Raw genomic sequence first — 26,411 nt, 5'->3', positions numbered from 1 at the left:
AAACGCATGGTCAACCGCCAAGTCCTGACCGAAGACCAGCCCGGAGTGTTCACCCTTATCCCGAAACGGACCTAAACCTCCGAACCGCCCTCTCAGGACGTGGCCGCGATCACCGCCTTGCTCGTCGAGTCCCTCGCGGACGACCCCGTCGCGCAGTGGCTGGTGCCCGACCCGCGCAAACGGACCGACGTCTTCCACTCACTGCTGTCGATGCAGGTCGACCAGGCCGTCGAGTGGGGCCACGTCGACGTGCTGCTCGACGCCTCCGCCGTCGCGGTGTGGCGTCCCCACCCCGCCTCGCACGGCGCGGCGCTGGCGGCCCACCACCTCAACTCGGCCATCCCCCGGACGCTGCTGCCCAGATTCGCGCAGCTGCACACCCTGATGACCAGCTTCGCGTCCGACGCCCCGCACCACTGGCTGGCCTGGCTCCACGTCGCCCCCGCCAGTCGGGGACGAGGCTTCGGCGCGGATCTGCTCGGCCGTCACCACCGCCGCGTCGACCGCAAGGGGTGGCCCATCTACGCCGTGGTGACCACCGAGACAGCCCGCGACTTCCTCCACGCCCACGGCTACCACCCCGGGCTGCCCCTGCACCTACCCGACGGACCGACACTCTGGCCCCTCGACCGCTCCCCCTACGCCACCAGCCACCCAAAGCCATCTGCTCGTGTCGGCAAGGAACCCGCACCCCGATGGGCATGACCGACACCCTCCGGCGCCGCCTGGCCGCCACCGTGACCGGGGCCCTCCTGCTCACCGCCTGCCAGACAACCCCACCCACCGACCCACGACCTGCCACCCCGCCACCGCCGCAGCAGCCCGCCCCGACGGCGACGGTCGCCGCCACCGCACCAGGCCTCACCCCCGGCCAACGGCTGCACGCCCTCGCCGGCAGCATCCGGGCCACACCGGCCGACACCACCACCGGCCCCTACACGTACGTGCACACGCAGAGCTGGGCACGCGCCACCACCACCATCGTCCGCATCGACCTGCGGCACTGGCGATGCGACACCACCGGATCGGGACACGACATTGAACGGCGGCTTCCCCCACTGCACGGCGTCCGTCACACCCCACAGCCCCGCGAGCGCCGGCTGTTCGCCCAAGCCGACACCGTCCTCACCCGATACCCGCCAGGTGAGCTCGCCCCCTACATCGCCGAGCCCGTCCCCACCGACCCGACCGCACTCGCCGCCGCCCTAGCCCCACCCACACCAGACGCCCCGCCCGCCGACCCGCGCACCCTGGTCAACGGCGTCGTCGGGATGGCCAGAAGCCAGCACCTCAACCGCGACCAGCGGGCCGCCGTCCTGCGCGTGCTCGCCGGCATCCCCGGCATCACCTACCACGGACAGGTCACCGACGTCGCCGGCCGACCCGGCCTCGGCTTCCGACTCGCCACAGACGGCAACACCCTCGACCTCGTCGTCGACACGACCACCGGAGCGATCCTCGCCGCACAGGACACCGTCCAGGCCAGCTCCCGACCCGGCCTGTTCTCCCACGCCCTGTTCCTCACAGGCGAGCACACGAACACCGCCGGCACGCCCACCGGCGCACACGAGCCGTCCTGCCCAGCCAGAAGCACGGCGGCCATGAACCACCCGTCGGCAAGCGGGTGATACGGCCCGGGAGACGCAGCCCTCGCCGACCCCGATCGGCAGCACCGCGTCTCCCGGGCCCTCCCGCACCAACCCAACGCAACTCACACACCCGCCGCCGAACTGCTCTACCGCCTACCTCGACAGGAGAAGACCAGCCATGACCAGGACCTCGCCCCTACCCGTCAGCCACGAGCAAGCCCGCCACGGGGAGCACAGGCTGCTCACGCGACTGCAGGAATCGATGACCACGCTGCTCATCCGGGAACTAACCACCGCCGGCATTCAACACGGTCAGCGGGTCCTCGACATCGGCGCGGGTGCCGGCACCCTGACCGACCACCTCGCCCGCTTCGTCGGCCCACACGGACGAGTCGTCGCCGTGAACACCGACACCGACCAGCTCAGACCCACCTCGATCATCGACGTCTACCGCCGCGACATCCGCACCGATCCCCTCCCCGGAGACCCTGGCACCTACGACGTCGTCATCGCCCGCTGCCTCGACCAGCAGCACGCCCACCGCCCCGACACCATCGAGCAAATGATCACCCTGTTGAAGCCCGGAGGGTGGCTCGTCCTTGGAGAACTCACCTACGCCCCGACCGTCGTCTACCGCGAACCCGAGGCCGAGAACGCGTCCGCGCTGATCACCATCGTGGCAGACGCCGTCCTCGCCGCCCTCATCAACAACGACCACCTCATGAACTGGGGCACCTGGGCACCGGCCACTCTCCTCCGCTACGGCATGGAGCACATCTGCGTCTTCGACCACGCCGAGACGTGGACCGGCGGAGGCCCCGGCACCATGTTCCTCGCCGACCACGCACGCCGCCTGCACGACGTACTCCTGCAGGCAGGCCTCCCGGCCGACGACCTACACCGATTCCTCGACCTGATCACGGACCCCGCCCTGGTCATGCGGTCCTTCCCCACCGGCACCCTGCACGCCCGCAAACCCCAGTGACCACCGGGCCCGACTGACCCATCAGGCCAGCCCACCAGGGTTCGGTCCCCTCAGCCCAGACACCGGCAACGGGGCCCAAGCCGGACAGCGGCCGGCGGGCCATCCCCACAACCCGCCAGCTGCGCCCCATCAACCACCCGACGAGGGACGCACCCGAATGCCCATCCCACAAGACCAGACCACGCCACCACCGCCACCAGCTCGCGCGCGAACGGCCGCACCCCGCATACCTGTCGTTGTTCTCGCCACCGATCTCATCTCCCGCGCCGGCGTGGTCAGCCAACTCCGGCCCCGCCCCGAGGTGCTGCTGCTCGACGACACCGAAGTCGACCGCGCCCAGGTCGCCGTGATCATCGCCGATGACATCGACGAGGCCACCCTGCGGACTCTGCGCGCCCTACGCGCCCAGGGAATCTCTGCCCTCGTTCTCGTCGCCACCCACGTCGACGACGCCGGACTCGTCACCGCGGTCGAACACGGAGTTGCCGGCATCATCCGCCGCGCCGAGACCACCGCCGACCGCCTCGTCACCATCATCCGCGCCGCTGACGCCGGCGAGGGCACAATCCCGCCCGACCTACTCGGCCGACTGTTACAGCAGATCGGGACAGTAAAACGGGAGGTCCTGGGGCCACGCGGGCTCACCTTCACCGGGCTCGCTGACCGAGAAGTCGAAGTGCTGCGGCTCGTCGCCGACGGCTTCGACACCGCCGAGATCGCCGCTAAGCTCTGTTACTCCCAGCGGACCATCAAGCACACTCTGCACCACGTGATGACTCGGCTGCACCTGCGCAACCGCTGCCACGCCGTCGCATACGCCTTGCGCAAAGGCCTCCTTTGAACAAATCTGCGACACCGGACGGGCCCGAAGTGTGGGACCAGACGTTGCGTTCCCTCCAGGGGCGATGAGCGACTCTGCCTGACGTGCGAGGAGGACGCCAACGCCGCCGCCTTGCGATCCCTCCAGGGGTGATGAGCGACCGCCCGCCTCGGTCAGGAGCGCACCGGGCAGCTCGTGAGTTGCGATCCCTCCAGGGGGATGAGCGACATCGACGACCCGCGTCTGTGCTCGAAGCAAATTTTGTTGCGATCCCTCCAGGGGTGATGAGCGACCGCTCCGCGACCAGCCAGGCCGATGGGGTGTGGTCGCGTTGCGATCCCTCCAGGGGTGATAAGCGACTTGTGCCGCATGGTCGACGTCGACATCGCCGTCATGTTGCGATCCCTCCAGGGGTGATAAGCGACTCCGTCGGCATCGCCGTCGACCGCGCAATCAAGCTGTTGCGATCCCTCCAGGGGTGATAAGCGACGGGCATCTACGGCACCGACTGGGATGACTGGACGCGTTGCGATCCCTCCAGGGGTGATAAGCGACCCGAACCTTAAGTCGCAGGTCAAAGCGCCTTTGCGTCCCCGACTCCAACCCATTTTTGCAGCAGTCCGGCGGTTGTGCATCTGCCCTGGTCAGAGCATCGAATCCGAAGGCCAGTTCAACTACCGAAGCTCTCCCCAAAACCTACCAAGCGCAGGGAGCCCGCTCTGGTACGCCAGAAGCCGCTGCAGGCGGCGCCGCTCCATCGTCCATCCGCACCAGCCTCCCGTACGCGAATCCGACCTGCCGCCCACGACCAGGGGGCTGGCACCACCCTCGGGTCTCACCGGCCGGTCGCCGGCCATACGGCAGTATCGAGGTATGCGCGACAGGAGCACCGGTGGTCTACCCGACGACGATCGCACGGCCAACCCCGAAGAGTTGGTCAGCTCGACCGAGGCCGCGAGGCTGCTGGGGTACTCCCGTCCGGAGAAGCTGCCGCAGGCTCTTCTCGCTGAGGCCGACGTCACCGAGCGGCGCGACGACGGAACCGTGAAGCGGCGTCTATGGAGACGCAAGACCCTGTGGCGTTACGCAGACCGTGCCATGGTCACCGGAAACACCATCATCGCTGGTCGACCGGCGGTCGACCGTGCCGGCCTTGCCGCGCTAACTGGCGTGACCCTTGCTACCGTCGATCGATGGATCGCTGAGTCCTCCAGCAATGGCTTCCCATCCGTGCAGGAAAGGCGCTGGTACTACATCGACGAGGTCCAGCGGTGGCACACCGAGCGGCAAGCCGAACAGCGATCCCGCCTCAGTGTGGTGGACCGCAGCGGAGACCCCGACGAGCTTGTCACCAAGGAGCAGGCCGCGAGGATCGTCGGGTATGCGAAGGGTGACCACCTCGACAACTCCCCTCTCTGGGCCGCGCTGCGCGAACGCAACGACCCCGGGCACAACGTCGCGTTGCCCAGTGGTCGTTCTCGACTTCGCTGGCCCCGTCGGGTGGTCTGGGAGGTTGCAGACGCGCGTACTGGACGTCGCGGTCGCCCCGCCGGCGCGTCGGCCGCCACCCGGGTGATCGACCGCAGTGGCGATCCGGACGAGTTGGTGGGTGCCGCCGAGGCGACCCGCGTTCTCGGCTACAGGCATCCGTCGGGCTTGCCGCGGGGTGTGCTCGACCGGGCCGACGTTCCCCTGTCGCCTGGCACTTCACGGAAGTGGAGGCGCAGCACGTTGTGGGCTATCGCCGACGAATCCACGAAGGCTTGACCGCTGACTCCCGCATGCGCCGCAACGCCCGCACCATTGACGGGGTGACGAACTAATGCGGAGCGGCCTTCGGCCGCACTGTTCAACCCTTTTTCGGCCACCGGCTGCGCAGGAAGTGTACGGTCACGGTCGTCGCCCCTCAAGCCCACCGCGGGCTCACAGAACATCATGCTGAGAACCGCATGATCTTCTGCTCGAAACCCCCGCGGCGGGCTTGACCGTCGCCGCCCGCGTCCGGTGCGAGCAAGCTCGCCCCCGCCGGCCGAAAAAGGGCTGTCCTGCTCTGTCTCAACAGGGCCATCGTCGATGGGCGCAGCCTGCGCGCGGAAAGCCCAACGGCATTCTCTTGCCTGACAAAGAGCCGATGTGGGGTCGACGCCACCCCTGAAACCCTGTATATTAGTAGGTGCCGGGGAGGGAAGGGCAAGCCCGAACCGACACCCACACGAACCGAAAGGACTCACCATGAGCGCACTGCTCGACTCCGTACCGCTGACCACCCGACGGGCGGACCTCCGCCAGTTGAGCGACATCCTGCAGCGGCAGCAGACCCACAAGCGGGACATCGTCGCCAACGCCGCGACGCTGCGCGCCGAACAGGGCCGCATCGTCATCCCCGACGTCGAGGCGATGATCTCCGATTCCGGCGTGACCAGAATCGACGGTTCGTACCAGCCGACCGCGCTGGCCGACGCGGGCATCGGGGAGAAGCTCGGCATCCCGGTGCCGTACCTGCGGAAGCTGCGCACCAACGCGGTCGAACTCTACGACGCCAACGTCAACGGCTGGCTTACCCGCAGCAGCGACAGGAACTTCCTGCTGCGCTGCCTCTCCGACGGGGAGGGCGGCGGCATCGCTCGCGCCTTCCTCAGCGACGGTTATCGGATCATCGAGAACTTCGACGTCCTGGTCGCGGTTCTTCGCGGCATCAAGGAATCCGGCATGAGCGTGCAGATCGACGCCGACCTCACGGAACGCAGCATGGTCATGCGGGTCCACTCCGAGGAGATCAAGAGCCTCGCCCCGGAGTTGCTCCGCAACTACCGCAGCCCCTTCACCGGCGCGACCGGCGCGGACAACCCCACCGTCTTCGCGGGGTTCGTCGTCAGGAACAGCGAGACCGGCTGCGGCGCATTCACGCTGACTCCGCGCGCCGTCGTCCAGGTCTGCACCAACGGACTCACCTTCAGTCAGGACGCCATGCGCTCGGTCCACCTGGGCGTACGCCTCGACGAGGGCGTGGTCCGGTGGCGACGCGACACCCGGCAGGCGAACCTCGACCTGGTGACGAAGCAGGCCCGCGACGCCGTGTCCGCGTTCCTCGACGTCGGGTATGTCGCCGCCAAGCTGCGCGAGATCGAGGCGAAGGCTGGCCACAAGATCGACGATCCGAACAATGCCATCAGGATCGTCGCTCAACAGCTGCGGTTCACCGAGGACGAGCGCCGCCAGGTGCTCAACCACTTCATCGACGGCGGCGACCGCTCGGCAGGCGGCGTGATGCAGGCCGTGACCAGCGCCGCCCAGACGCAGTCCGACGGCGACGCCGCGTACGACATGGAGGCCCTGGGCCTGAAGGCCCTCGACCTGGCCGCCCGGCTGTAGGGAACCCGCGCAGTCGACCAGAAGGACCGTCGCCGCGGCCGATCCCGTCCTCCTGAGGGACGGGATCGGCCGGCACCGCCCGGGGCGCATCGAGACGCCCCACCGACCCTGCACGGGGAGTGCCCATGTCCAACATGAAAGTCCCGCACGGGGTGCAGCTACCCGGCACCCTGACCGACGAAGCCGCCCAGGAGGTCGTGCGCTACCTCGCGCAGCGTTACGGCTGGGCCTACCTGATCTGCTCCCGGGCCGAGGTCGAGGACCACCTCCCGGACAACGACAGCCGCCTCATGTCGCCCGTACGGCGTCTCACCGACCCCGAGTGGCAGCGCGTCCGCCGGACCCCGGCGTGGCGGCGGCTACCCGCCGTGGCCCGCCGCGCCATCTCCTCCGCCGACACGATCGGCGACGCCCTCCGCCAGGCCGCCCTCGAATGCGACGGCTGCGGGATCACGCTCGACGGGCCGCCTTCCGCCACCTGGGGGCTGTGTCCCCTCTGCCTGACCCGTGCGGACCTTGACGAGCTGCGCCGCAAGCCGTGCGCGGGTCAGCTTGACGGCACCTCCCCCCACCAATGGGACAACGGGGCCTGCACGACGTGCAGGATGCCGGCCGCGCCACCGCCCCCGGCCGTGCGGCTCACCCCCACCACCAACGCCGCCTAACACCCCATCGCCTGCCCGTCGCCCCAGTGCAGCCCACGGGCGGCGGGCAGGCAGGCGGCGGCAGCGGAGCCACGGGCGATGCCAGCAAGAGGACCGCCTGCCGCGCCGAAGCACAGTGGACACCCCAAGGAGAAGCCTGTATATTAATAGTTGTTCGGGAGGGTGGGCAAGCCCGACCGGACGACCACACCGAATCGGAAGGAGAAGCGCGTGGCTACGACCACCGCAACCCCCGCTCCCGTGGAGAGCGCCGCACCGAACGAACTGCCCGGCCGCTACACCCTGCTGGAGGTGGAGCAGGTCAGGGTCAACCCCCGCAACTACCGCGACGACGCCGCCGCGATGCCGGGCATCGTCGAGAACCTGGAAGCCGACGGCGTTCGCGGCATGCTGGCCCCGATCATCGTCACCAGCCTCGGTGACGACCTCTACGAGCTGGTCGATGGTGAGCAGCGCTACCGCTCCGCCATCGAGGCCCGGCAGACGCACATTCAGGCGATCGTGCGCGACGACCTCGCCCACAGCCACCGCGAACAGACCATCGCCATGCTGCGCAGCGTGCACCGCAAGGACCCCACCGCCGCACAACAGGCCCGGGGCATCCAGCAACTCGCCCTCGACGGCATGACCGACGAGGAGATCGCCGACCGCACCGGCTTCTCCCCCGACCAGGTCAAGGCCGGCCGGTCCGTCGACGCCCTCGACGAGGTCACCGCCGCGAAAGCCCACGCCGGCAAGCTCGACTTCACCCAGTTCGCCGTCGTCGCCGAGTTCGCCGACGACCCGCAGACCGCACAGAGCCTCATCGAGGCCGCCGAAATCTCACCGTTCGAGTTCTCCCGCAAGGAACGGGAGATCCGCAACGAGCACGCCGGCCGCACGGCTCGCGACGCCCGACGCGACGAACTGTCCGCCGCAGGCGTCACGCTGCTCGACAGCCGCCCGCCGTACGGCAGCTCCGCAGAGACCCTCTCGTCGCTCTGCCACGACGGCAAGAGCATCGATGCCACCGAGCACCGAAGCTGCCCCGGACACGCGGTCTACGTCACCCACAACGGGAGCGAGCTGCGGGAGTCCGCCTACTGCACCCAGTGGCGCACGCACGGGCACACCGGATGGAACAGCACCTCCCGCAAGACCGGCCCGATGACCGAGGCGCAGAAGGCCGAACGCCGCACGATCATCGAGAACAACAAGGCCATGGAAGCCGCGAACACCGTACGACGCGAGTTCGTCGCCGGACTGTTCGGCGGCAAGACGGCACCCAAGGGCGCAACCCGACTGATCGCCGAAACCCTCACCGGCTCCGGCCACGTCCTGTCCACCTGGATCAACCACGGCCGCGAACGACTCGACGACTTCCTCCACCCCGGCAAGCCCCGCCGCACGGGCACGCCGCACGTGCCCGCCAGGAGCAGCGACGCCCGCTGCACCATCATCGCTCTCGCTGCCGTCGCCGCCGCCCACGAGCAGCAGATCACCCGCACGTCCTGGCGAAGCCCCGACCGGCTCACCGCCCGGTGGCTGGAGTTCCTCACCGCCAACGGCTACCACCCCGGAGCGGTCGAACAAATCATCATCGACGCCGCCAAGGCACCCACCCGCAACCAGCCGGCCCTGCCCAGCGCCCCCGACTCGGCGCAGCCCGACGACTCCGACCCGATCGACAGCGCCGCCCCCCTCAGCGGCCACGCCGACGAGGACCGACAGGTCGGGGCACCCGAGGAAGGCGGCAACGGCATCGAGCCGGACGACACCGGAGACGACCCCGTCGCGGAGCTGGACGCCCTCGTCGCCAACATCGGCACCCGCACCGACCACACCGACGAGAGGGCGGTAGACCACCCCGCCGCGTAGCGAACGCCTCGGGGGCCGGACGAACTCCGGCCCCCGAGGAACCAACCCGGCACGACCACACCGCCGCCCCCAGCCGGTACCATCGGCCTGCTCCCGGCAAGGGCAGATCCTTTCGGCCCGGTGTGGTCGGGAGCCAGCCGGCTGGCGGGCTTGCCCGCCATCCTCACGGATGGCATCCGCCAGCCGGCGCCCCAACGGCCGGCCACCCTGTCGACCAATCGCGCCACGCCGGTCGACCTGACCAGTCCCGCGACGTTGGCACCGCCACGTACCGCCGAGGACCGGGCCCTTGCTCCTGCGGGCACCAGCCGACCCGGCCGCCCGCCGCGCTCACGCCCGGCCACGTCGACCTGCCGCCGCCGCGTCCCGACTTCCCCAGCGGACGCCGACCGGCAACAACGCCACCAGGCGAACCCAGCGGGCCAACAGCGCGGAACAAGCACCCGGAGCCGGGAGTCACGCGCTTTCACCCCGCAGCCCATCACGATCAAGACGTGAGTAGGAGACGACCATGGCAGCGAGCGACCTCACCGGCTCCGCACGCACGCCCCTGCCGAGTCTGCCGACGTACGAGCACTTCCGCCACACCACCGCCCTCGACGCACACGGCGACGTGACGCTGTTCCACGACCCCGACGGCCAGCTGCACCTCTTCAGAGACGGCTGCGAGCACGGGCTACTCGTCGGCCGCGATGGCGACGACCGATGGACGCTCACCCGCGAGGTCTACACCCGCACCACGTCAACCAGCGGCGAACGCTGGGAACTGATCGCCGACCCCGTCCCTGCCTGCTCCGGCGGGTGGGACACCTCGCGCCGCGAGTTTGTGGCGCGGCATTGGCCGACCGGTCGAGTGATCGCCCGATGGGACACCCAGTACGGCCTCCTGGCCCGCGTCGCTCGCCGCTACCTTCGCGTCACGACCGCGCCCCAGGCGGTTCAGGGCTCCTCGCGGAACGCAGCCGGCCCCTCAGCATCGTCCCGGTCGACCTCGACGCCCTGAAGCGAGCTGCGCGCCCAGCACGGACACACCACCGGCGACAGGCCGCACCGCCACGACGGCGACACCCGCACCGTCACACGCATGCGCCATCCGGCCGAAACGGCGCACACCGCCCCACGAAACCCCAGACCCAGACGGAGAAACGACATGGGCAACCTCACCGCCGCAGCGCGCGCCAGCATCGCGTACGTCTGCGAAGACTGGGCATCCCACTACCACGGCGGACCATTCCACCTGACCAAGGACGACGCGGTCCGCTACCTCGCGGACAGCCACTTCGACAAGCTGACCGCCGAGCACGGGCGCACCGCCATCTGGAACGCCGTCGCCGCTCACCTCGCCGCCAACCCGCACCTCCTCACCGCACCCCACACCACCCAGGCCGAACGCGACCTACGGCAGGCCAGCCGCGACGCCCGCGCCGGTGCCTACCTGGATGCCGCCCGACGCCACCACAACACCGGCCTGCCCTACGAGGCCCTCGCGCTCATCGACCGCGCGGAACTCGCGTCACCCACCCTCAAGGACTACGCCCGGTTCCGGGCAGCCGTACGCAAGGCGAAGCCCCCGTTCCCGCTGACCGACCTCGCCGGAACCGGTCTGCGCCACCGCACCACGCTCCCACTCGCCAGCCCCATCGCCGGAGCGCCGGTCATGTACCACGGTGCCGAACAACGCGACTGGGTATACCCCGGCCGCCCCGTCATCGAGGGAGACTGGCCCGCCGCCATCCCCGAGCAGTGCACCACCCCCACAGGAGCCACCCGCCAGCTCGCCGACGGACGAGTCATCGTCTGCACCGGATGCGGGCTCGACTGCACCTGACACACCGCCGGCCGGTACGGGCGAGCGCCCGTACCGGCCGGTTCGGTCAGGCCCCAGCCACCGCCCGAGGGCGCATGCGCCCACCTTCGACGACCCGATCCCCGCGACGGCCGGTGGTCAGGACATCGAGTCGCCACCAGCCCCTTCGCCGACCGGTGGTCCAGCCTCCTCCGGCACGGGCATGGCCGTACGACGCCGACGGGGCACTGCCGCGCCGAGTGCCGCGATGCGCGATCGCACCGCAGCACTGTCCGCACCACGCCGATACGCCCGCACCCGGGGAACGTCCAACCCCGTCAAGTCCGCCGCCAAGCCGTCATCACGCAGCACCGTCGCGAGCACCGCCACCGCCAGGCCGTGTTCCGCCGCAGCCGACGCCGTTTCCCCGTCGAGCCGTGCCAGGGCTTCCCGCCGCCGCTTGCTCGCCTCCTCGACCGCGCCAGCCGCCTGCTCGACCGCGCGCATCGCGCGGCGCTCCACCTCCTGCCGTTGTCGCAGTGCCCGAGTCGCTTCGTTCCCCGTTCTGCTCGCCATTCACCGACCGTAAGCAGCGTTCCAGGGCACCGGCCACACCATTCATGCCACGAGCCTTCATATTCGTTCGATCCTGGTCGCGTTGCCTCCCCATTCCCTGCCGACTGTTCGTCGCTAATCGCATCCCGACTGGCCTGGTGAAACTGTCATCCCATGGTCATCCGCATGCTTACAGGGGATACACCCCCTTGCATTCTCCGAGGCCGCCGGGTCAGTTGGTCTTCTACGGTTGCCGCATGTTGTCCGTCACGCGCATCTCGCCCGGCGACGGCTACCGCTATTTCGTGGAACAGGTCGCTGCCGGGCGGCACGACATGCGGCCGATCGGCGAGGCAGAACCGACGCGCCATTACCTGGAGCCCACAGCTCGCGGTGAGAGCCCCGGCTGGTGGGCTGGCGATGGTGCCACCGTGCTGGGCGTCAGCGGCTGGGTCACCGAGCGGCAGATCCGGTATCTCATCGGCCAAGGACGCCACCCGCAGGCCGGTCATCGCCTCGGTCAGAAGTGGCGGATCTACCCGCCGATGACCGACGAGTATCGCGACCAGGCGGTGCAACGCGCCTTGGCGCAGCTACCCGACGATGCCACGGTCGAACAACGCGACAAGGTGTGGCACGACATATCGAACGCACCCGAGCGGCGAGCCGTGTCCGCCTACGACGTCACCGTCTCCCCGGTCAACTCCGTCTCGCTGCTGTGGGCGTTCGGCGGAGACGACGTCAAGCACGACGTCATGGCCGCCCACCACGCCGGTGTGCAGGCGGTTCTCGACCACCTACAACGCCATGGGGCCTTCACCCGTACCGGTGCCGGCGGCGTCCGTCAGCTCGACACCGCTGGCCTGGCGGCGCTGGTCTTCGACCACCGGATGAGTCGCGAGCGCGACCCGCAGTTGCACTCCCACATCGTCGTGTCGGCCAAAGTCCAGGCGCTCGCCCGGGGAGGCGACCCGCAGTGGCTCGCCCTCGACGGCCGCGCGTTCTACCGCGCCACGGTCGGTGCCCGCATCGCCTACGAGCGCGCCGTCGAGGGCGAGCTCCACCGTCGCCGTGGCGTCACCTTCGCCGCCCGCGACGATTCCCGGATCCGGGAGATCGTCGGGTTCAGCGAAGCGTCGCTGAACCACTACAGCAAACGACGCGGGGCGATCACCGAGGCGATGGATCGCCGTGTTGACCGGCCCTCGCTGTCCGCCCGGTCGCCGGCGTCGCGGTGGCGTCGCCGCGCCCAGGACGCCGCCCTGCGTACCCGCCGGCCCCACACTGGTGCCGAGTCAACCCGCGAAGCGGTACGGCGCTGGCACGCCGAGGACAGCAGTGCCGGGCTCGACACCACAGGTCAGGTGCGCCGGATCCTCGCCGGCCACGCGCACGACGACACGACCGCGACCGCAACCCGGGTTCTGCACCGCGCCCGCGCCCTCGCGCGCACCCGCGCAGTCGTCGTCGACGAAGCAGCCCTGCGCGCGGCCGCCGCGGAGCTCGATGTCCCCGAACCGCAGCGTGAGCGGGTCGTCGACGCCGCCGTACGCGCCGACGACCGCCTGGCCATCGCCCGGGCCGTGCACACCCTCGGGCGTACGCATGCCGTGTTCGGCCGCGAGCACCTCGAACTGGCCATCGGGCGGGTCCTCGACATCGCCGCCGACCAGTCGCCCGCCGCGGACTGGCAACGAGTGCAGCACCTCGCCGACATGGCCCTTGCCGACCACACCGCTGGGCTTCGGGTGCTCACCCCACCCGCGCTCGTGCAGTGGGGACCGAGCCTGCTGCGCGGCAGCGACGGCCACAGTGAGTACACCCGCCACCGGGACCTGAAGATGACCACCCAGGCGGTCCTCGCCGCCGAGAAGCACGTCATCGCCTACGCCAGCGGTCGCGGCGCCACACCCGCCACCCCGGCGGCGCTCGATGCGGCCATCGCAGCGCTGGACTTGTCCGACGAGAAAGCCGCCGCGCTACGCGTCCTCGTCGGCGACGACCGTCGCGTCACCGGTGTCGTCGGGCCAGCCGGGACCGGCAAGACCTACCTCCAGCGCGCCGTCGTCACCGCCGCCCGCCGCACCGGCGTCCCCGTGCTGGGTCTCACCGTCGGGCAGTCCGCCGCGCACCTGCTCGCCGACGCGACCCGCGAACCCGACGGCACGACCCTGCGCACCGAAAACATCGCCCGATGGCTGCAGGCATACGACCGGCCGCCAGCCGGTGCTCGCGCCCGTGACTGGCGGTTCGCCCCCGGCCAATGGGTCATCGTCGACGAGGCGTCCCAGGTGTCCAGCCACGACCTCGCCCGTCTCGTCATCCAACTCGACGCCGTCGGCGGACGACTCATCCTCGTCGGTGATCCCGAACAGATCTCCGCCGTCGGTCCCGGTGGGCTGTTCCGCTATCTCGCCGGCCTCGGCGCCACCGCCACCCTGTCGCGCGTTCACCGCTTCATCCACGAATGGGAAGGACAGGCGTCGCTGCGACTACGCGCCGGCGACCTGACCGTCCTGGCCGACTACGACCGGCGCGGACGGCTCCTCGGCGGGCATCGCCAACAGCTCATCGGCAAGATGCTCGACCGGTGGGCCGCCGACCTGGCCAGCGAGCACTCCAGTCTGATGCTCGTCGAGACCGGCGACGAGGCCGCCCAGATCGCCCACCGGGCCCGCGACATCCTCGTCCGCGCCGGCTTCGTGCAGTCCGGCCCTGCGGTACGGCTACACGATGGCAACCACGTCAGCCCCGGCGATGTCATCGTCACTCGACGCAACGACCGGAGGATCAGCGCCGGCAGCGACTTCGTCGCCAACCGCGACCGATGGCGCGTCGACGGCATCAGTCGCACCGGCCAGCTGCGGGTCACCAACTTGCGCACCGCAGCGACCGCCACCCTGCCGGCCGATTACGTGGCGCGGCACGTCCAGCTGGCCTATGCCCTCACCGTCGACTCGGTGCAAGGACAGACCGTGCACACCGCCCGCGCTCTCATCGACGACAGCACCACTCTCGCCCGCCTCTACGTCATGCTCACCCGCGGCCACACCCTCAACGAGGCATACGTCGTTACCGACGACCACCCCCGCGAGGGCACCCCGCCCCAGCCACCCACCGCCCGCGTCGCTGTGCTCGCCGACATCATGCGCCGCGCCCAACCCGACCGATCTGCCACCGAGACCGAGCAGCAACTCTGGGCCGACGTCGACGCCCTGCACACCTGGACGCCCATCTACGACGACCTCGTCGCCCGCGCGCGAATCCCCACGTACCTGTCCGTCGTCCGGCGAATCGGCGGGGCGGCGCTCGCCGACCGCCTCTCCCACGACCTCGCGCTACCCGCCCTCATCGCCCGCCTCACCGCCCTCGAACAGGCGGGCCACGATCCCGTCGAGGTTTTGCGTCGCACCATCAGCACCCGCGAGCTTCAGTCCGCCGACGACGTCGCCGCCGTGCTGTCCTGGCGCATCGACCGCCTCATCAGCCACGCCGTCGCCGACCCCACCGTCGCCACCTCACCGGCGCAGACCGCCACCTACACCGAGCGGCTGCCCGACGACCTCACCGGCGACATCGGCGACGCACTCCGCCAGGTCGCCCACGTCTGCGACCGACGCGTACAGGCCCTCGCCGGCCTCGCCGCCGACCACCAGCCCCTCTGGACGCGCGCCCTCGGGGACGTCCCCACCGACGCGACGGGACGGAACCAGTGGCTCGCCCGCGCCGAGGTCGTCGTCGCCTACCGCGACCGCTTCCAACTCACCGGCGACCACCCCATCGGGCCCGAACCCTCCACTGGCGACATCGCCCGATGGAACGCCTGGCATCGCGCCCGGGTCGTGCTCGGCGCCGCCACCCTCGCTGGCCGCCTCACCACCGCCACCGACGCCGAACTACACCAGCTCACCGCCGCCCAGCGCACCGCCGACGCCGCCGCACCCCCCTACACCGCCGACGATCTTCGCGACGCCCACCTCAAGCTCACCGACGCCGAGCACCGTCACCATGACCTGCAACTCCTCCTCACCGCCGTCGACACCGCCGGCCACCACGCCGCCGCACAGGCACGCGCCCTGCGCCCACGGTGGTGGCAACGCGGCCCGTCCCGAACCCGGATCCTCACCGCCCAACGAGCAGCCCAGCACCGAGTCGACACCGCAGCCAAGCACAGCACCGGCCTGCGCAGCAGACTCGCGATCCAGCGCGAGCACATCGACCAACGCCAGCACCACGTCTCCCACCTGGAAGCCGGCCACGCTCAGTGGAAACGCTGGTACACCGACGCCCTACCCACCCGCTACGCCGGTCTCGCGGCTGCGGCCGAACAAGCCCGCCGCCGCGCAGACCTGGCGGACACCGTGGCCGCCACCACCGCGCGGGTACGCGCCATCGACGACACCCGACCACAGCCCTACGTCAGTCCCGTCTCCGTTCACCTGCGCCTCCACGCCGACGCCGCGCAACAACGCACTGCCGCAAGAAGCACGGTCCCCGCGAGAGAAACGGAGATCGACTGATGGCCGCCCACCCCACCGCCTTCGTCGACGAGTCATGGCTCCAACAGCGCGGCAGCCCGGGCGCGTACCTCATGTCGGCCGTCATCATCGACCAGGACGGCGTCGCAGAGGCTGAAGCCGCCGCGATCAAGGCCGCCGGAGTTCACGGCTCCTACCACTCCAGCGTGCTGTATCACCGCGGCCACGTGGGCACCATCGAAGCAATGCTGGACGTCGTCGCCGAACACGCGGGCTGGTCTGTCGTCTCGGCGCAAGTGCCCCTCAACGCTGGCGGCGATTCGTCACCACTCGGCCGTGCGAGGCCACGCGGAAACCTCGAAGGCCAACGGGAGCGCGCCCGCCAAGTCAGCCTGGAGCGGCTCCTGCGCTACCTCAATGAGCAACGAGTCCGCGACGTCTACCTCGAGAGCCGTGCCAGCCCAGAGGAGTGGCAGCATGCACGAGCAGCAGGCAGCCGGCTGCCCGCCACCGATCGCAACGACATCCGCGCCTACCGGAGGCTCCTCGATGCAGGTGCCATCAGCCACCGCATGCGTCTGATTCACGTCGACGGTCGCGCCGACCCGGGACTCTGGATGGCCGACGCCGTCGCCTGGTCCGCCGGACGAGCCATCCGAGCCGACGAACCTCAGTGGTGGAACCGCGTCGCTGACGTCGCCACCGTGATCGAGGCGACCACCGGCACGGAACTTCACCTCAACGAGAGAGGGGCCGCTCCACCAGAAGGCGAACGCGACCCCCACAACCTGAGCCAAAGCGCCCAGGCCATGTTCTCACCGGTATTGTACTCTGCCCTGCCCCAGGAGCATCAGATCGGAGCGATCCTGACGAGTCTCGTGGCCCAGGCGGAGCAGGCCCGCACGCCGGCGGGTGACCAACTCAACCGCGAGGTCCTGCGCTACGTCCAGCAGATCGCCCAGCGCGTGGAACAGCTCAGCAACACAGTCGAACGCATCGTTCCTCGGCCGCGAGCAGAGGCCACGAACCCGACCCCTGACCCAGTCAGCTCAGCACCGGAACACGATCATTTCTCCAGCCCAGGCACCGACCTTGACGTTTCCGACTAGCAGACGGCGTCACATGTCAGTGGCTCCTCGGCGTCGGAAGCATCCAGGCCCGGAGACCTCGCGCGTCCACAGCGACACGTGGCACTTCCGTACCCACCCTGAGTAGACAAAACGGTCAAGCGGAAATGCTCAGGCAGGGAGCAAAACCTTCTGACTGATCGAGGCTAATCGTAAGGCACGAAACTCATCGGCAGGGCGTCACGGAGATAGTCGAGGGAACTAATGCCACTCGCTCCACTGAGAACAGATATCAGTAGATCCACCATTCCACCCGAGTAGCGTTCACCAGTTCGTGCCGCCATGTCAACCACAACACATCCCCAGCTATCTGGCTCATCGTTGGTTAACTGCCAACACAACTCGTACTCGCCATTGACCGTCCCCCAAGCCAGCAACTCCCCGGGCTCTATGCCAAATCGGAAGGGGTTTCCGAAGTCGTTGACTGGCTCGTTTCGCTCGATCAACTGAAGAACATAGGAACGCGGGTCGTCGCCGTAGTCGACATCAAGCGGATGAAAGACCGCTAAGAGCTCGAAGGCGCCGGGCGGAAACCTCTCTACGTAACGCTTGAAGTCATTCGGAAATGGGCGACCGAAGGCACTCTCAAACGAGGTCCAGTCCGGCCGATTGGGGGAATCACCATCCCATCCGGTCAAGGCAGCAAGGGCCGCGACGACCTGCTCACTCCGCGACTGGTCACCAACCATGGGAACATCCTACCTACGAGGTTGATCGGGAGTGGCCGCAAGCAGTTCACGAGATGGAGATTGAAAGGCCGCCCAGCCCCGCACGACCGCCCCTCTCTTGCCATTGTTTCAGCACCCAGCCTGCCGCGTCGCATCTCTGACCGATCCGCGCGGCCTGCCACATTGCACTACAGCGACCGCCTACACATCCTCACCCCTCGCCGACAAGGGTGTATAGGCATTGGGGTGTTGTGAATGATAAAGGTTTCGCTCGCGAATCTATCACCAGCGACATATGCTTTAATCGCGAACGGCACCGGATCACTTCCGGCATACAGTGGAGACACCTGATAGTAGGCGCTTCCACCCGCCGCCACTCGTCGGCCTACGTGATTCTCTACGGCCCAGTACATGACCGGGTAATTGACGTTCCAGTACATCGGCGATTCTGAGCAGGCTGATCGATAGAGGATGTCAGATCGAACTCCGATCAAAACGCCTCGAACTCGAAAGGCCAAGCCCCGTCGGCAACATAGGAGATCACCGGCACGGGAGTTTTTCCTTCAGCCAACTCTAGTAGCAAATTCGAGAAGGAGCCCTCATATCGCTCTGGTTGGTCAACCATGGAAATATCACAAACAACAGTTGGCCACTCCTCGGCCGCCTTTTCGCTCAACTGCCAGCACAGCAGGTAGTCGGCTTGCACTGCGCCCCACATATAGAGGTCACCGGGCGACGAACCGAAGCGGTACGGAAAATCGCCGCGCATCAGCGCTCGATCATTCATGACATTATGATAATTTTCGGCATACTCAAGGTAGTCGGCGACCCCTGACCACCTCTGAGGGTGATGCACGGTAAGCGCCCCCAAGACGCCCGGCGGAAAACGCTCAACATATCTTCGGTAATCCAGAGGGAAGTCATGGCCCGCCGCAGCGACCAGTGCAGGCCATTCGATTGGCATTCTCGAATCAGCATGCCAGCCGACTAGCAAAGAAAGCCGGTCTAGAATCTTGTCGAAGTCAGTCAACTCTATCACCTGGCGGGCAGTGGCTGATAGGCAGTAGGAGTGTTCTCGAATACAAATGTCTGGCTGGCGAACTGGTCACCCGCAACGTACGCCTTCACCGCATATGGGACTGGGTTGGAACCGCTATACAGGGGAGACACTTGATAATACACGGTCTCACCCGTTGCAATCCGGCGCGTAACGTAGTTCTCGAGAGCCCAGTACATGACGGGCGTATTCACCTTATCATAGAGAGGAACGAGATTCTTTGGAGAGTTCGGGTCCGTCGCAGCACCGGCGCCACCCAGGCTCTTCGCGACGAGATGTCCCGCATGCATACCTTTTACATACCCCGGCGGGCGATACCCTGCGGAGGTTCCCGGCCGAGCCGCACCTTTGTAACAGGCACTCGCTCCCGTTGCCCGGCCGCGTCGGTCAGTGATTGACGGATCGCTCGCGTAATACGAGTGATCAAGCTCGTAGTAGTTGATGCCCCCTGCTCCTGAGCCATTTAGGCAGGTGTCCTCTTCGCTATATCTGCGGGCGCCATTGGGGCTTTCGTGCGCTTCGGCCAGTGCCCCGTGGATCACGCCGTAGTGGTCTGCTTGATCGGTCGGAAAGATCGGCTGCGCGTTCGGGGCCGTATCCTGCCGTTGGTCACCTTGCACCAATGGCGTGGGAGCATTGTTTGGATTATTGCCGATCCGGCCGCCACCTTGGAGTAGCTGTTCCGACTGCGGTCGGGTGGTTTCGGTCCGATCTGGTCTGGAGTCGACGTCGAGGAGCCACGGTGTGCGGCAGAGCTGGCCGCCGGTGAGGCCTGCGGCGAGAGACTTCAGCACGCAGGGTGGGGTAGGCGGAGGGGTGTTGCAACCCCTGGTACAGGGCGCAGTTTTGCCAGGTCCGGTGCCTCCGCTCGGGGTCCCTGGCGGATTTCCAGGTGCGTATACGAAGGCGCAGGAAGGCGCGTGGGGGTTCCGCTCGCAGTAGTTGAGAGTCGGAAGGTTGATCGTGCTAGTTGGCCAATTGCTGGGTGCCGGCCCTTGGGTAGGTGCAGGGTCTGGCTTGGCCTGTGGTTGCGGCTTGTCGTGGTAGTGCTCGTAGATCAAGAAGCCGGTGACAATGAGACCTGCGGCGATCAGGGTTATTCCCGCCGACGGTCCTGCCCCAGCGGCACCGCTTGCCATGATTGTTGCAGCGGCGGCCGGCACTGCCGGTACGAAGTGTCCTGTCGGGTCACCCGCGTTAGTTGGGCTGGAGTTGGCGTAGCTGTAGCGGTTCGTTTGCGTGACCGGCTGCGGCTCTAGCGTCCAGGTGTCGCGGCTGGTGAAGGTGCCAGCCGCGCTGTCATACCAGCGGGCGTGGGCGTTGGTGTGGGTGGTGTCGGGGTCGGTCCATCCGCCTTGGTAGCCGAGGGGGAGGGTGCCGGTGGATGCGGTGGTTTGGCCGTAGGGCTGGTAGGTGCGGGAGGCGGTGAGGTCTCCGGTGGTGGGGCTGGTGGCGGCGGTCAGGTCGTCGTGGATGCCGTCGGTGATGAGGTTTCGCGCGGCGCTGCTGCCGGTTTTGTCGGACAGTGGTTGGCCATCGGGGTTTCGGAGGATCTGGGTGTTCTGTCCGATGGCGTCGGGGGTGCGGATGGGTTGGTTGGTCAGGTCGTTGTAGGTGAAGGCGAGGCCGTTGCGTTGGGCGAGGCGGTCGAGGGCGTCGTAGGTGTAGGTGACGGTGTAGTTGGGGTTGCTGGCCTGAGTGAGGCGTTCGAAGGCGTCGAAGGTGTTGGTGTCGGTGGTGGTGCCGCTGGTGTGGGTGGACATGGTGCCGCGGGGGGTCCAGGTCCAGGTTTCGTTGGGTTGGCCGGCGCCGCTGGCGGTGGTGGTGCGGTTGCGGGCGTCGTAGGTGGTGGTGCGGGTGCCGGTGGTGGTGGTGACGGTGGTGCGGTTGGAGGCGTTGTCGTAGCCGTAGCTGGTTTGTTGGTTGCTGGGGGCGGTCCAGGTGGTGAGTCGGGCGAGGCCGTCGTAGCCGTAGGTGTTGGCGCCGGCTCCGGTAAAGCCGGTGGTGGTTTTGGTGAGGAGCAGGTCGTCTTTGTCGTAGGTGTAGGTGGTGGAGGCTGTGGTGGTGCCGGCGGGTTTCTTGTAGGTGTCGGTGGCGAGGCGGGCCAGGTTGTCGTAGGTGTAGACGCGGGTGGGGCCGCCGGTGCCGTAGGTGGTTTGGCCGAGCTGGCCGTTGTTCTTGTAGGTGTTGGTGGCGGTGATCCCGGTGAGGGGGTCGGCGGTGGTGGCGAGTGCGCCGGCGGCGTTGTAGGTGAAGGTGGCGGTTCCGGTGGCGTCGGTGCGACTGGTGAGGTTGCCCTCGCTGTCGTAGGTGTAGGTGGCGTCGCCGGCGGGGCCGGTGGCGCTGGTGAGTTGGCCGCGGTCGTTCCAGGTGTAGGCGGTGGCGCCAGTGGGCCCGCTGACGCTGGTGATACGGCCGACCGGGTCGTAGTCGAGTTGACGGGTGGCGGTGGCTGCTTCGGCGCCGGTGCCGGTTTCCTGGGTGAGGTTGCCGACCTTGTCGTAGGTGAGGCTGCGGGTTACTCCGCCGGGCAGGAGGTGGGTGACGGGTTGGCCGGCGGCGTCGTAGCCGGTGGTCCAGGTGCGGTCGGCTGGGTTGGGGTGTGTGGTGGTGGCGGGTTCGATGATCGAGTCGGTCTGCCCCCACGGGGTGTAGGTGTAGGTGGTGGTGTTGTTGTTGCCGTCGACCATGTGGGTGCGTTGGCCGGTGGGGTCGTAGCCGAGCTGCACAGTGATCGCGGTGGCGGGATCGGCGGGGTCGACGCGCTGGGTGATGCTGGTGAGCTGCCCTGCCGGGTCGTAGCCGTACTGGCTGAGGCGGCCTTCCCTGCTGGTGACGGTGAGGGGTTGGCCGGTGCCGTTGTAGGTGGCGGTGGCGGTTCGCAGAGTGGTGCCGCAGGTGCCGGTCGTGGTGGCGGTGCAGTCGGTGGTGGTGGTCGGGCGGCCGGCGAGGTCGTAGGTGTGGGTGGTGACGGGGTCGACGTAGGTGCTGCCCTTGCCCTTGGCCGTGGTGAGGGGCCGGCCGGCCATGTCGTAGGTGGCCTCGGTGAACCGGTCCGTCGGGTCGGTGACCTTGAGGGCGTCGCCGGCGGTGTTGTACGTGGTCGTGGTGGTGTGGTTGAGCGGGGTGGTGACTGTGGTGAGGTTGCCGGCGGTGTCGTAGCCGAGGGTGGTGGTCAGGTAGAGGGTGCTGCCGGTGCTGCGGTCCGTGACGGTGGAGGTGATCTGTTGGCCAAGGTCGTTGTAGGTGGCCGAGGTCGCCCCGCCGGTGGGGTCGGTGGTGGACAGCAACTCGCCGACGCGGTCGTAGGTGTAGGTCCAGACGGGGGCGGTCTTGGGTCCGGTGTCGTCGGGGTCGGGCGGGGTCCGGGTGAGCGGGTGGCCGTAGGGGTCGTAGGTGTAGCTGGAGGTCCGGCCGAGCGGGTCGGTGGCGTGGTCGAGCAGGCCCTGCGGGTTGTAGGCGGCCTGGTAGGTGGCAGTGATCGCGACGCCGCCCGGCGTGGTGTATGGGGGAAGGTCGACGGCGGTGGGCCGGCCGGCGGGGTCGACGGTGGTGGTGGTGACCGCGCCGTTGGCGTCCCGGGTGTGGATGGCGTCGCCGAAGGTGTTGTAGCCGATGGTGGTGACCGGTGCGGCGCTGAAGCTGGTGTCACCGGTCCAGACGGTGCGAGCCTCGCCGGTGGTGGTGACAGGGTTGCCCAGCGCGTCGTAGGTGTAGCCGGTGGTGACGCCGGCCGGGTCGGTGGTCTCGGTGACCAGACCGCGGGCGTCACGCTGGTAGGTGGTGGTGAGGGTGGCGGGCGTTCCGCCGGAGTTGGCGACGGTTTCGGTCAGGATCCGGCCGGCGTCGTCGTAGGTGTAGCTGGTGGATTCGGCACGGCCGGGTGAGGCACCACCGGTGCGGGTGGCGGTGGCGATGGTGCCGTCGAGGTTGCGGCTGTAGGTGACGGCGCGGTCCAGGCCGGTGGGGTCGAAGTGTTCTTCCTTGATGTAGCCGGCCTTGTCGTAGACCTTGGTGCTGCTGGTGCCGCCCATGTCGATGGCGAGGTTGGGCTGGCCTGCGGCGTTGTAGTCCATACTGCTCAGCTGGGTTTCGCTGGTGATGTCACCGTTGGCGTCACGGCGGACCCGGCTGGTGCTGGCGGGCAGGTTGTCGCCGTAGTAGGTGTAGGCGGTCTCGCGGCCCATCGCGTCGACGACGAAGGCGAGCCGGCCGGCCGGGTCGTAGGAGCGGAAGTCGACGACCAGGCGGGTGGCGGTGGGGTTCATCGGATCGACCCCGGCGCCGACGGCGGCGGTTTCGATGCGCCGGTGCGCCTCGTCGTAGGTGTGCTCGTAGACGAGTCCGCCGGGCTGGGTGACCTTGACCAGGTCGCCTCGGCTGTCCCAGTCCTGGTCAGTGACGGCCCCGTCGGGGGTGGTGGTGACGTCGGGGCGGCCGGCCGGGTCGTAGGTCCAGGTCCACGTGCGGTCCGCGTCGCCGTTTGCGATGTCGTCGATGAGCTGGCTGGTGCGCTGGCCGGAGTCGTTGTAGCCGTAGGTGGTCCTGGCCTGGTGGGTGTCGTTGGTGACCGCGTTGGTCACGGCGGGGCCGGTGACGGTCGCCACCTGGGACAGCGGGTTGTAGGTGTAGCTGGTGGTGCTGAAGGCGTCCCCGGTGGCGGGGGCGATGGTGATGGCGGTGACGCGGCCGAGTGCGTCGCGGGTGTAGGTGGTGGTCAACCCGACCGGGTCCACGGTACGGACCAGGTCGCCGGCGGCGTTGTAGTAGTTGCGGGAGGTCTTGCCGTTGCGGGCCGTGGAAGTCAGCTGCAGGCCGGCAGGGATGGTTCCGGTGCCGGCAGGCTCCGCGACCTCACTGCCCGTGGAGTAGGTGAAGGTTTCGGTGGGCGAGGTGCTGTACCCGGACGGGGCGGGGTAGCTGACGGTGGTGACATGCCCGACGCTGTCAAGCGTGTGCTCGACCCGATACGTGGTGTCGGTGATGGAGGCGGATCGGGCGTCGGCGGTCCAGGTCCGCACATCGTTGCGCGGGTCGAGCGGGTTCGCCGTGTTGAGGTAGTAGCCGGCGTAACCGGTGTTGCACTCGGTGCTGGTCCGGCAGGTCGTCCGGGCGAGAACGTTGCCGCGGGCGTCGGTGTCGTAGGTGACGGTGTTGCCGTTGGCGTCGGTGTAGGCGGAGACGAAACCGCTGGCGTTGTAGGACCATGTCTGCTCGCCGAAGGTGTCTTCGCGGCTGACCAGACGCCCGCCATGGTCCATGTCGTGGCGATAGGTGATCGGTTCGGCGTTGTCCGGGGACAGGACAACGACCCGGTTGCCGTTGTCCGGAGTGGGAGCGGCGAGGTCCCAGGTGGAGCCGTTGCGGTCGGTGAGGGTGCTGACGCGGCCACTCGGTCCGTCGTAGGCGAGTGTGCGGGCGGTGAAGTCGCCGGGCTCGACAACGGTGGTGAGCCGCTGGGTGGCGTTGCGGGCGGCCCAGTGCGCGGACACCTGAGTCGGGCCGAGGGGGTGCTTGTAGTAGGCGACCTCGTCGATGATGCCGGAGAAGGGGAAGTTGCCGGTGACGGTTGCAGGCCAGCCGGAGGAGCCGCGGCCGTTACCGATCGAGGCATGGGCCATGTTCAGGTGGTCGATGAGCAGACCGGTGAGCTGGCCGACAAGGGTGCCGTCGAGGTAGAGCTGCTGGGCGTTGACCGCGCCGGACAGGACCACGTGGTGCCACTGCCCGTCGTCGACCCGGCTGGAGGACAGGATCTGGGTCGTGCCCTGGGTGGTGGTCCAGATCTTGCCGTGCAGTAGGCCGTCAGTGCCGACGTACAGCATCGGGGTCCATTGCGCCGGGGTGTGGCTCAGGTCGGTGTCCTGGACTCCGAAGAGAACGCCGTTCTCGTTGGGGGCCGCCTTGAACCACAACTCGACGGCCAGGCCCATCGCCGTGTTGGTGAGGTTCTTCGGCAGTTCCACGGCGCTGTTGGTGGTGCTGCCGAAGTCCGTGGCGGTGTCGGGCGTGCCGGCGAGTGCGCCGGCGGCGCCAGGGGTGACGTCCCGGTACGAGCCGTCGCGCTCTCCCGTTTTCGTGGCGACCACGTTGCTGGCGTCGGTAGCGTCGGCGGGCTCGCCGAGGGGCCAGTACGCGGCCGGGTTGTCGTCGGTGACAACGGAGCGGTAGTGCGACGAGGTGGCGTGGGTGTACTGGGTACACGACTGGGCGGACAACGGGGTACACGCCTGGGTGAGGGTGTCGCCGGTGTAGGTGTAGGTCCAGGTGGGGGCGGTTTCGCCAGCCGCGGGCACGTCGGTGGCGACGGACGTGACGTGGCCGCCGGTCCAGGTCAGGTGCAGGGCGCGGCCACTGGCGACGTCGGTGATCGTCGTCAGCTCGCCGCTGCCGTTGTAGGTGTGGGTCTGGGTGCGCCCGTCCGCGTCGACCACCGATGTCAGTCGGCCGTCGGCGTCGAAGACCCGCTGATAGCCTGTCGCGTCGCGCAGGGTCCAGGTCGTGGGAGACCCGGAGGCGACCAGGGCCAGGTTCGTACCCAGGGGCGGCGCGTAGGTGCCGTCGGCGTTACGGCCGAATCGCAGCTGCGCGCCGGACGGCAGCGTGACGACCACGTTGCCGGAGCCATCCGTGTCGGTCGACAGGCGCTGGTCAACCGGGCTGCTCCAACCGGCGCCGAACGCTCCCGCAGCCCGCAGATCCTGCGAGTTGTAGGTGCGGGTCATCGCCAGGGCAGGTCCGGCAACCGCCACCGCCGCGTCGGTCACTGTCGCTGAGTAGTTGCCGACGTACGGGTTGAGCCCTGCTACCTCCGCGTCCTTGCCGGCGGTGGCGAGGTGGCTGGCGACCTCCGGCTGGGCCACCGTCGGGGTGAAGACGTACGGGCCCAGTTCAGGCGTGGACGCCTGCGTGTCGGACAGCGTGACATACCAGTGCGCCGGCTCCTGCCACCTCAGCAGCCCCGCCGGAACCGACCACGTCGTCGACGACTGCCACCCGGTGCTCTGGCAGTTCGTCGGCGCGGCCGGGGTGCCCCGGCAGATGCGGAACTTCAGTTGCCGACCACCGGTCGGGGTGTTGTCCGGGTCGAGGTAGTCGGCCCACAACGTCGGGGTGAGGGTGTCGGTGTAGCCGTTGTGCTGCGGAAATACCCCGCCGTCACCAATGGTCGGAGCACCGTTGCTGACCGTGAAACCGCTCTGGCCGAAAGGAATGCCGTACGTGGTGTTGAACGACGCACCCGTGGGGGTCACCATGTCCAGCCGCAGCGTGTAGCTGCCCAGCCCCAGCGCCTCCACCTGGATCGGCACGTCCGCATACTGATGCGGACCGACGTTCTTGGGCATCGCATACAGCGGTCGGCGAATTCAGGCGGTCGAAGCATTTGCCTCTACGAGTTCGGCGAATATCTCGGAGGGCTTCTTCCAATCATGGATCTTACGGGGTCGGTCG

Annotated in this window: 16 protein-coding genes; 12 read left to right on the top strand and 4 right to left on the bottom strand. The window is 68.4% G+C overall.

The features are described from left to right. The first annotated feature begins 99 nt into the window (after positions 1-99). From ACFT41_RS27860 to ACFT41_RS27815, 10 genes are all read left to right on the top strand, one after another. On the top strand, positions 100-705 hold the full coding sequence (locus ACFT41_RS27860) for a hypothetical protein (RefSeq protein WP_377588430.1): 606 nt from the start codon (positions 100-102) through the stop codon (positions 703-705). Next, the gene (locus tag ACFT41_RS27855) at positions 702-1,628 is read left to right on the top strand and encodes a hypothetical protein (RefSeq protein WP_377588431.1); all 927 of its coding nucleotides are present in this window, start codon (positions 702-704) and stop codon (positions 1,626-1,628) included. Before ACFT41_RS27860 ends, ACFT41_RS27855 begins: the two co-directional genes overlap by 4 nt. Positions 1,629-1,851: 223 nt before the next feature. Next, complete coding sequence (locus ACFT41_RS27850) at positions 1,852-2,574, top strand: methyltransferase domain-containing protein (RefSeq protein WP_377588432.1); 723 nt, start codon at positions 1,852-1,854, stop codon at positions 2,572-2,574. A 301-nt stretch (positions 2,575-2,875) separates the two neighbouring features. Then, positions 2,876-3,415 (top strand): LuxR C-terminal-related transcriptional regulator, encoded by a 540-nt coding sequence (locus tag ACFT41_RS27845; protein ID WP_377588433.1) that lies wholly within the window; start codon positions 2,876-2,878, stop codon positions 3,413-3,415. 852 nt (positions 3,416-4,267) lie between these two features. Further along, positions 4,268-5,161: a hypothetical protein gene (locus tag ACFT41_RS27840; protein WP_377588434.1), complete on the top strand. Its 894-nt coding sequence runs from the start codon at positions 4,268-4,270 to the stop codon at positions 5,159-5,161. Between the two features lie 465 nt (positions 5,162-5,626). After that, positions 5,627-6,766 carry a DUF932 domain-containing protein gene (locus ACFT41_RS27835; protein WP_377588435.1) on the top strand — a complete coding sequence of 380 codons (1,140 nt, stop codon included), beginning with the start codon at positions 5,627-5,629 and terminating at the stop codon, positions 6,764-6,766. A 125-nt stretch (positions 6,767-6,891) separates the two neighbouring features. Then, entirely contained in the window at positions 6,892-7,431 is a 540-nt protein-coding gene (locus ACFT41_RS27830; protein ID WP_377588436.1) for a hypothetical protein, read from the top strand. 210 nt (positions 7,432-7,641) lie between these two features. Then, positions 7,642-9,288 carry a ParB/RepB/Spo0J family partition protein gene (locus ACFT41_RS27825; RefSeq protein WP_377588437.1) on the top strand — a complete coding sequence of 549 codons (1,647 nt, stop codon included), beginning with the start codon at positions 7,642-7,644 and terminating at the stop codon, positions 9,286-9,288. A 511-nt stretch (positions 9,289-9,799) separates the two neighbouring features. After that, a complete protein-coding gene (locus ACFT41_RS27820; protein WP_377588438.1) occupies positions 9,800-10,291 on the top strand; it encodes a hypothetical protein in 492 nt (163 codons plus the stop codon). 147 nt (positions 10,292-10,438) lie between these two features. Beyond that, positions 10,439-11,116 carry a hypothetical protein gene (locus ACFT41_RS27815; RefSeq protein WP_377588439.1) on the top strand — a complete coding sequence of 226 codons (678 nt, stop codon included), beginning with the start codon at positions 10,439-10,441 and terminating at the stop codon, positions 11,114-11,116. 117 nt (positions 11,117-11,233) lie between these two features. Here ACFT41_RS27815 and ACFT41_RS27810 read toward each other — a convergent pair whose 3' ends face one another. Further along, positions 11,234-11,650, bottom strand: a complete 417-nt coding sequence (locus tag ACFT41_RS27810; RefSeq protein ID WP_377588440.1) for a hypothetical protein — start codon at positions 11,648-11,650, stop codon at positions 11,234-11,236. Between the two features lie 236 nt (positions 11,651-11,886). On the opposite strand from ACFT41_RS27810, the gene mobF reads away from it, so the two are divergent. Continuing rightward, positions 11,887-16,149 carry a MobF family relaxase gene (mobF, locus tag ACFT41_RS27805; protein WP_377588441.1) on the top strand — a complete coding sequence of 1,421 codons (4,263 nt, stop codon included), beginning with the start codon at positions 11,887-11,889 and terminating at the stop codon, positions 16,147-16,149. Then, positions 16,149-17,216 carry a hypothetical protein gene (locus tag ACFT41_RS27800; protein WP_377588442.1) on the top strand — a complete coding sequence of 356 codons (1,068 nt, stop codon included), beginning with the start codon at positions 16,149-16,151 and terminating at the stop codon, positions 17,214-17,216. The genes mobF and ACFT41_RS27800 overlap by 1 nt, the downstream gene beginning before the upstream one ends. Before the next feature lie 164 nt (positions 17,217-17,380). Here the strand turns inward: ACFT41_RS27800 and ACFT41_RS27795 are convergent, their stop codons facing one another. The 3 genes from ACFT41_RS27795 to ACFT41_RS27785 all read right to left on the bottom strand — a co-directional run bounded on the left by ACFT41_RS27795 (position 17,381) and on the right by ACFT41_RS27785 (position 26,269). Continuing rightward, positions 17,381-17,923 (bottom strand): hypothetical protein, encoded by a 543-nt coding sequence (locus ACFT41_RS27795; RefSeq protein WP_377588443.1) that lies wholly within the window; start codon positions 17,921-17,923, stop codon positions 17,381-17,383. A gap of 469 nt (positions 17,924-18,392) precedes the next feature. Next, the gene (locus ACFT41_RS27790) at positions 18,393-18,932 is read right to left on the bottom strand and encodes a hypothetical protein (RefSeq protein ID WP_377588444.1); all 540 of its coding nucleotides are present in this window, start codon (positions 18,930-18,932) and stop codon (positions 18,393-18,395) included. Between the two features lie 5 nt (positions 18,933-18,937). Beyond that, complete coding sequence (locus ACFT41_RS27785; protein ID WP_377588445.1) at positions 18,938-26,269, bottom strand: RHS repeat-associated core domain-containing protein; 7,332 nt, start codon at positions 26,267-26,269, stop codon at positions 18,938-18,940. Between the last annotated feature and the right edge of the window lie 142 nt (positions 26,270-26,411).

This window comes from Micromonospora sp. NPDC057141 (assembly GCF_042670805.1).
Taxonomy (GTDB): Bacteria; Actinomycetota; Actinomycetes; order Mycobacteriales; family Micromonosporaceae; genus Micromonospora.
This window is presented reverse-complemented; position numbering and strand designations above follow the sequence as displayed.

What these genes read in the sequence shown, in the direction of transcription:
- ACFT41_RS27815 (WP_377588439.1), top strand. Translation starts at nt 10,439, where the DNA reads ATGGGCAACCTCACCGCCGCAGCGCGCGCCAGCATCGCGTACGTCTGC.
- ACFT41_RS27795 (WP_377588443.1), bottom strand. Translation starts at nt 17,923, where the DNA reads ATGGTTGGTGACCAGTCGCGGAGTGAGCAGGTCGTCGCGGCCCTTGCT.
- ACFT41_RS27810 (WP_377588440.1), bottom strand. Translation starts at nt 11,650, where the DNA reads ATGGCGAGCAGAACGGGGAACGAAGCGACTCGGGCACTGCGACAACGG.
- ACFT41_RS27830 (WP_377588436.1), top strand. Translation starts at nt 6,892, where the DNA reads ATGTCCAACATGAAAGTCCCGCACGGGGTGCAGCTACCCGGCACCCTG.
- ACFT41_RS27850 (WP_377588432.1), top strand. Translation starts at nt 1,852, where the DNA reads ATGACCACGCTGCTCATCCGGGAACTAACCACCGCCGGCATTCAACAC.
- ACFT41_RS27855 (WP_377588431.1), top strand. Translation starts at nt 702, where the DNA reads ATGACCGACACCCTCCGGCGCCGCCTGGCCGCCACCGTGACCGGGGCC.
- ACFT41_RS27820 (WP_377588438.1), top strand. Translation starts at nt 9,800, where the DNA reads ATGGCAGCGAGCGACCTCACCGGCTCCGCACGCACGCCCCTGCCGAGT.
- ACFT41_RS27840 (WP_377588434.1), top strand. Translation starts at nt 4,268, where the DNA reads ATGCGCGACAGGAGCACCGGTGGTCTACCCGACGACGATCGCACGGCC.
- ACFT41_RS27800 (WP_377588442.1), top strand. Translation starts at nt 16,149, where the DNA reads ATGGCCGCCCACCCCACCGCCTTCGTCGACGAGTCATGGCTCCAACAG.
- mobF (WP_377588441.1), top strand. Translation starts at nt 11,887, where the DNA reads ATGTTGTCCGTCACGCGCATCTCGCCCGGCGACGGCTACCGCTATTTC.
- ACFT41_RS27835 (WP_377588435.1), top strand. Translation starts at nt 5,627, where the DNA reads ATGAGCGCACTGCTCGACTCCGTACCGCTGACCACCCGACGGGCGGAC.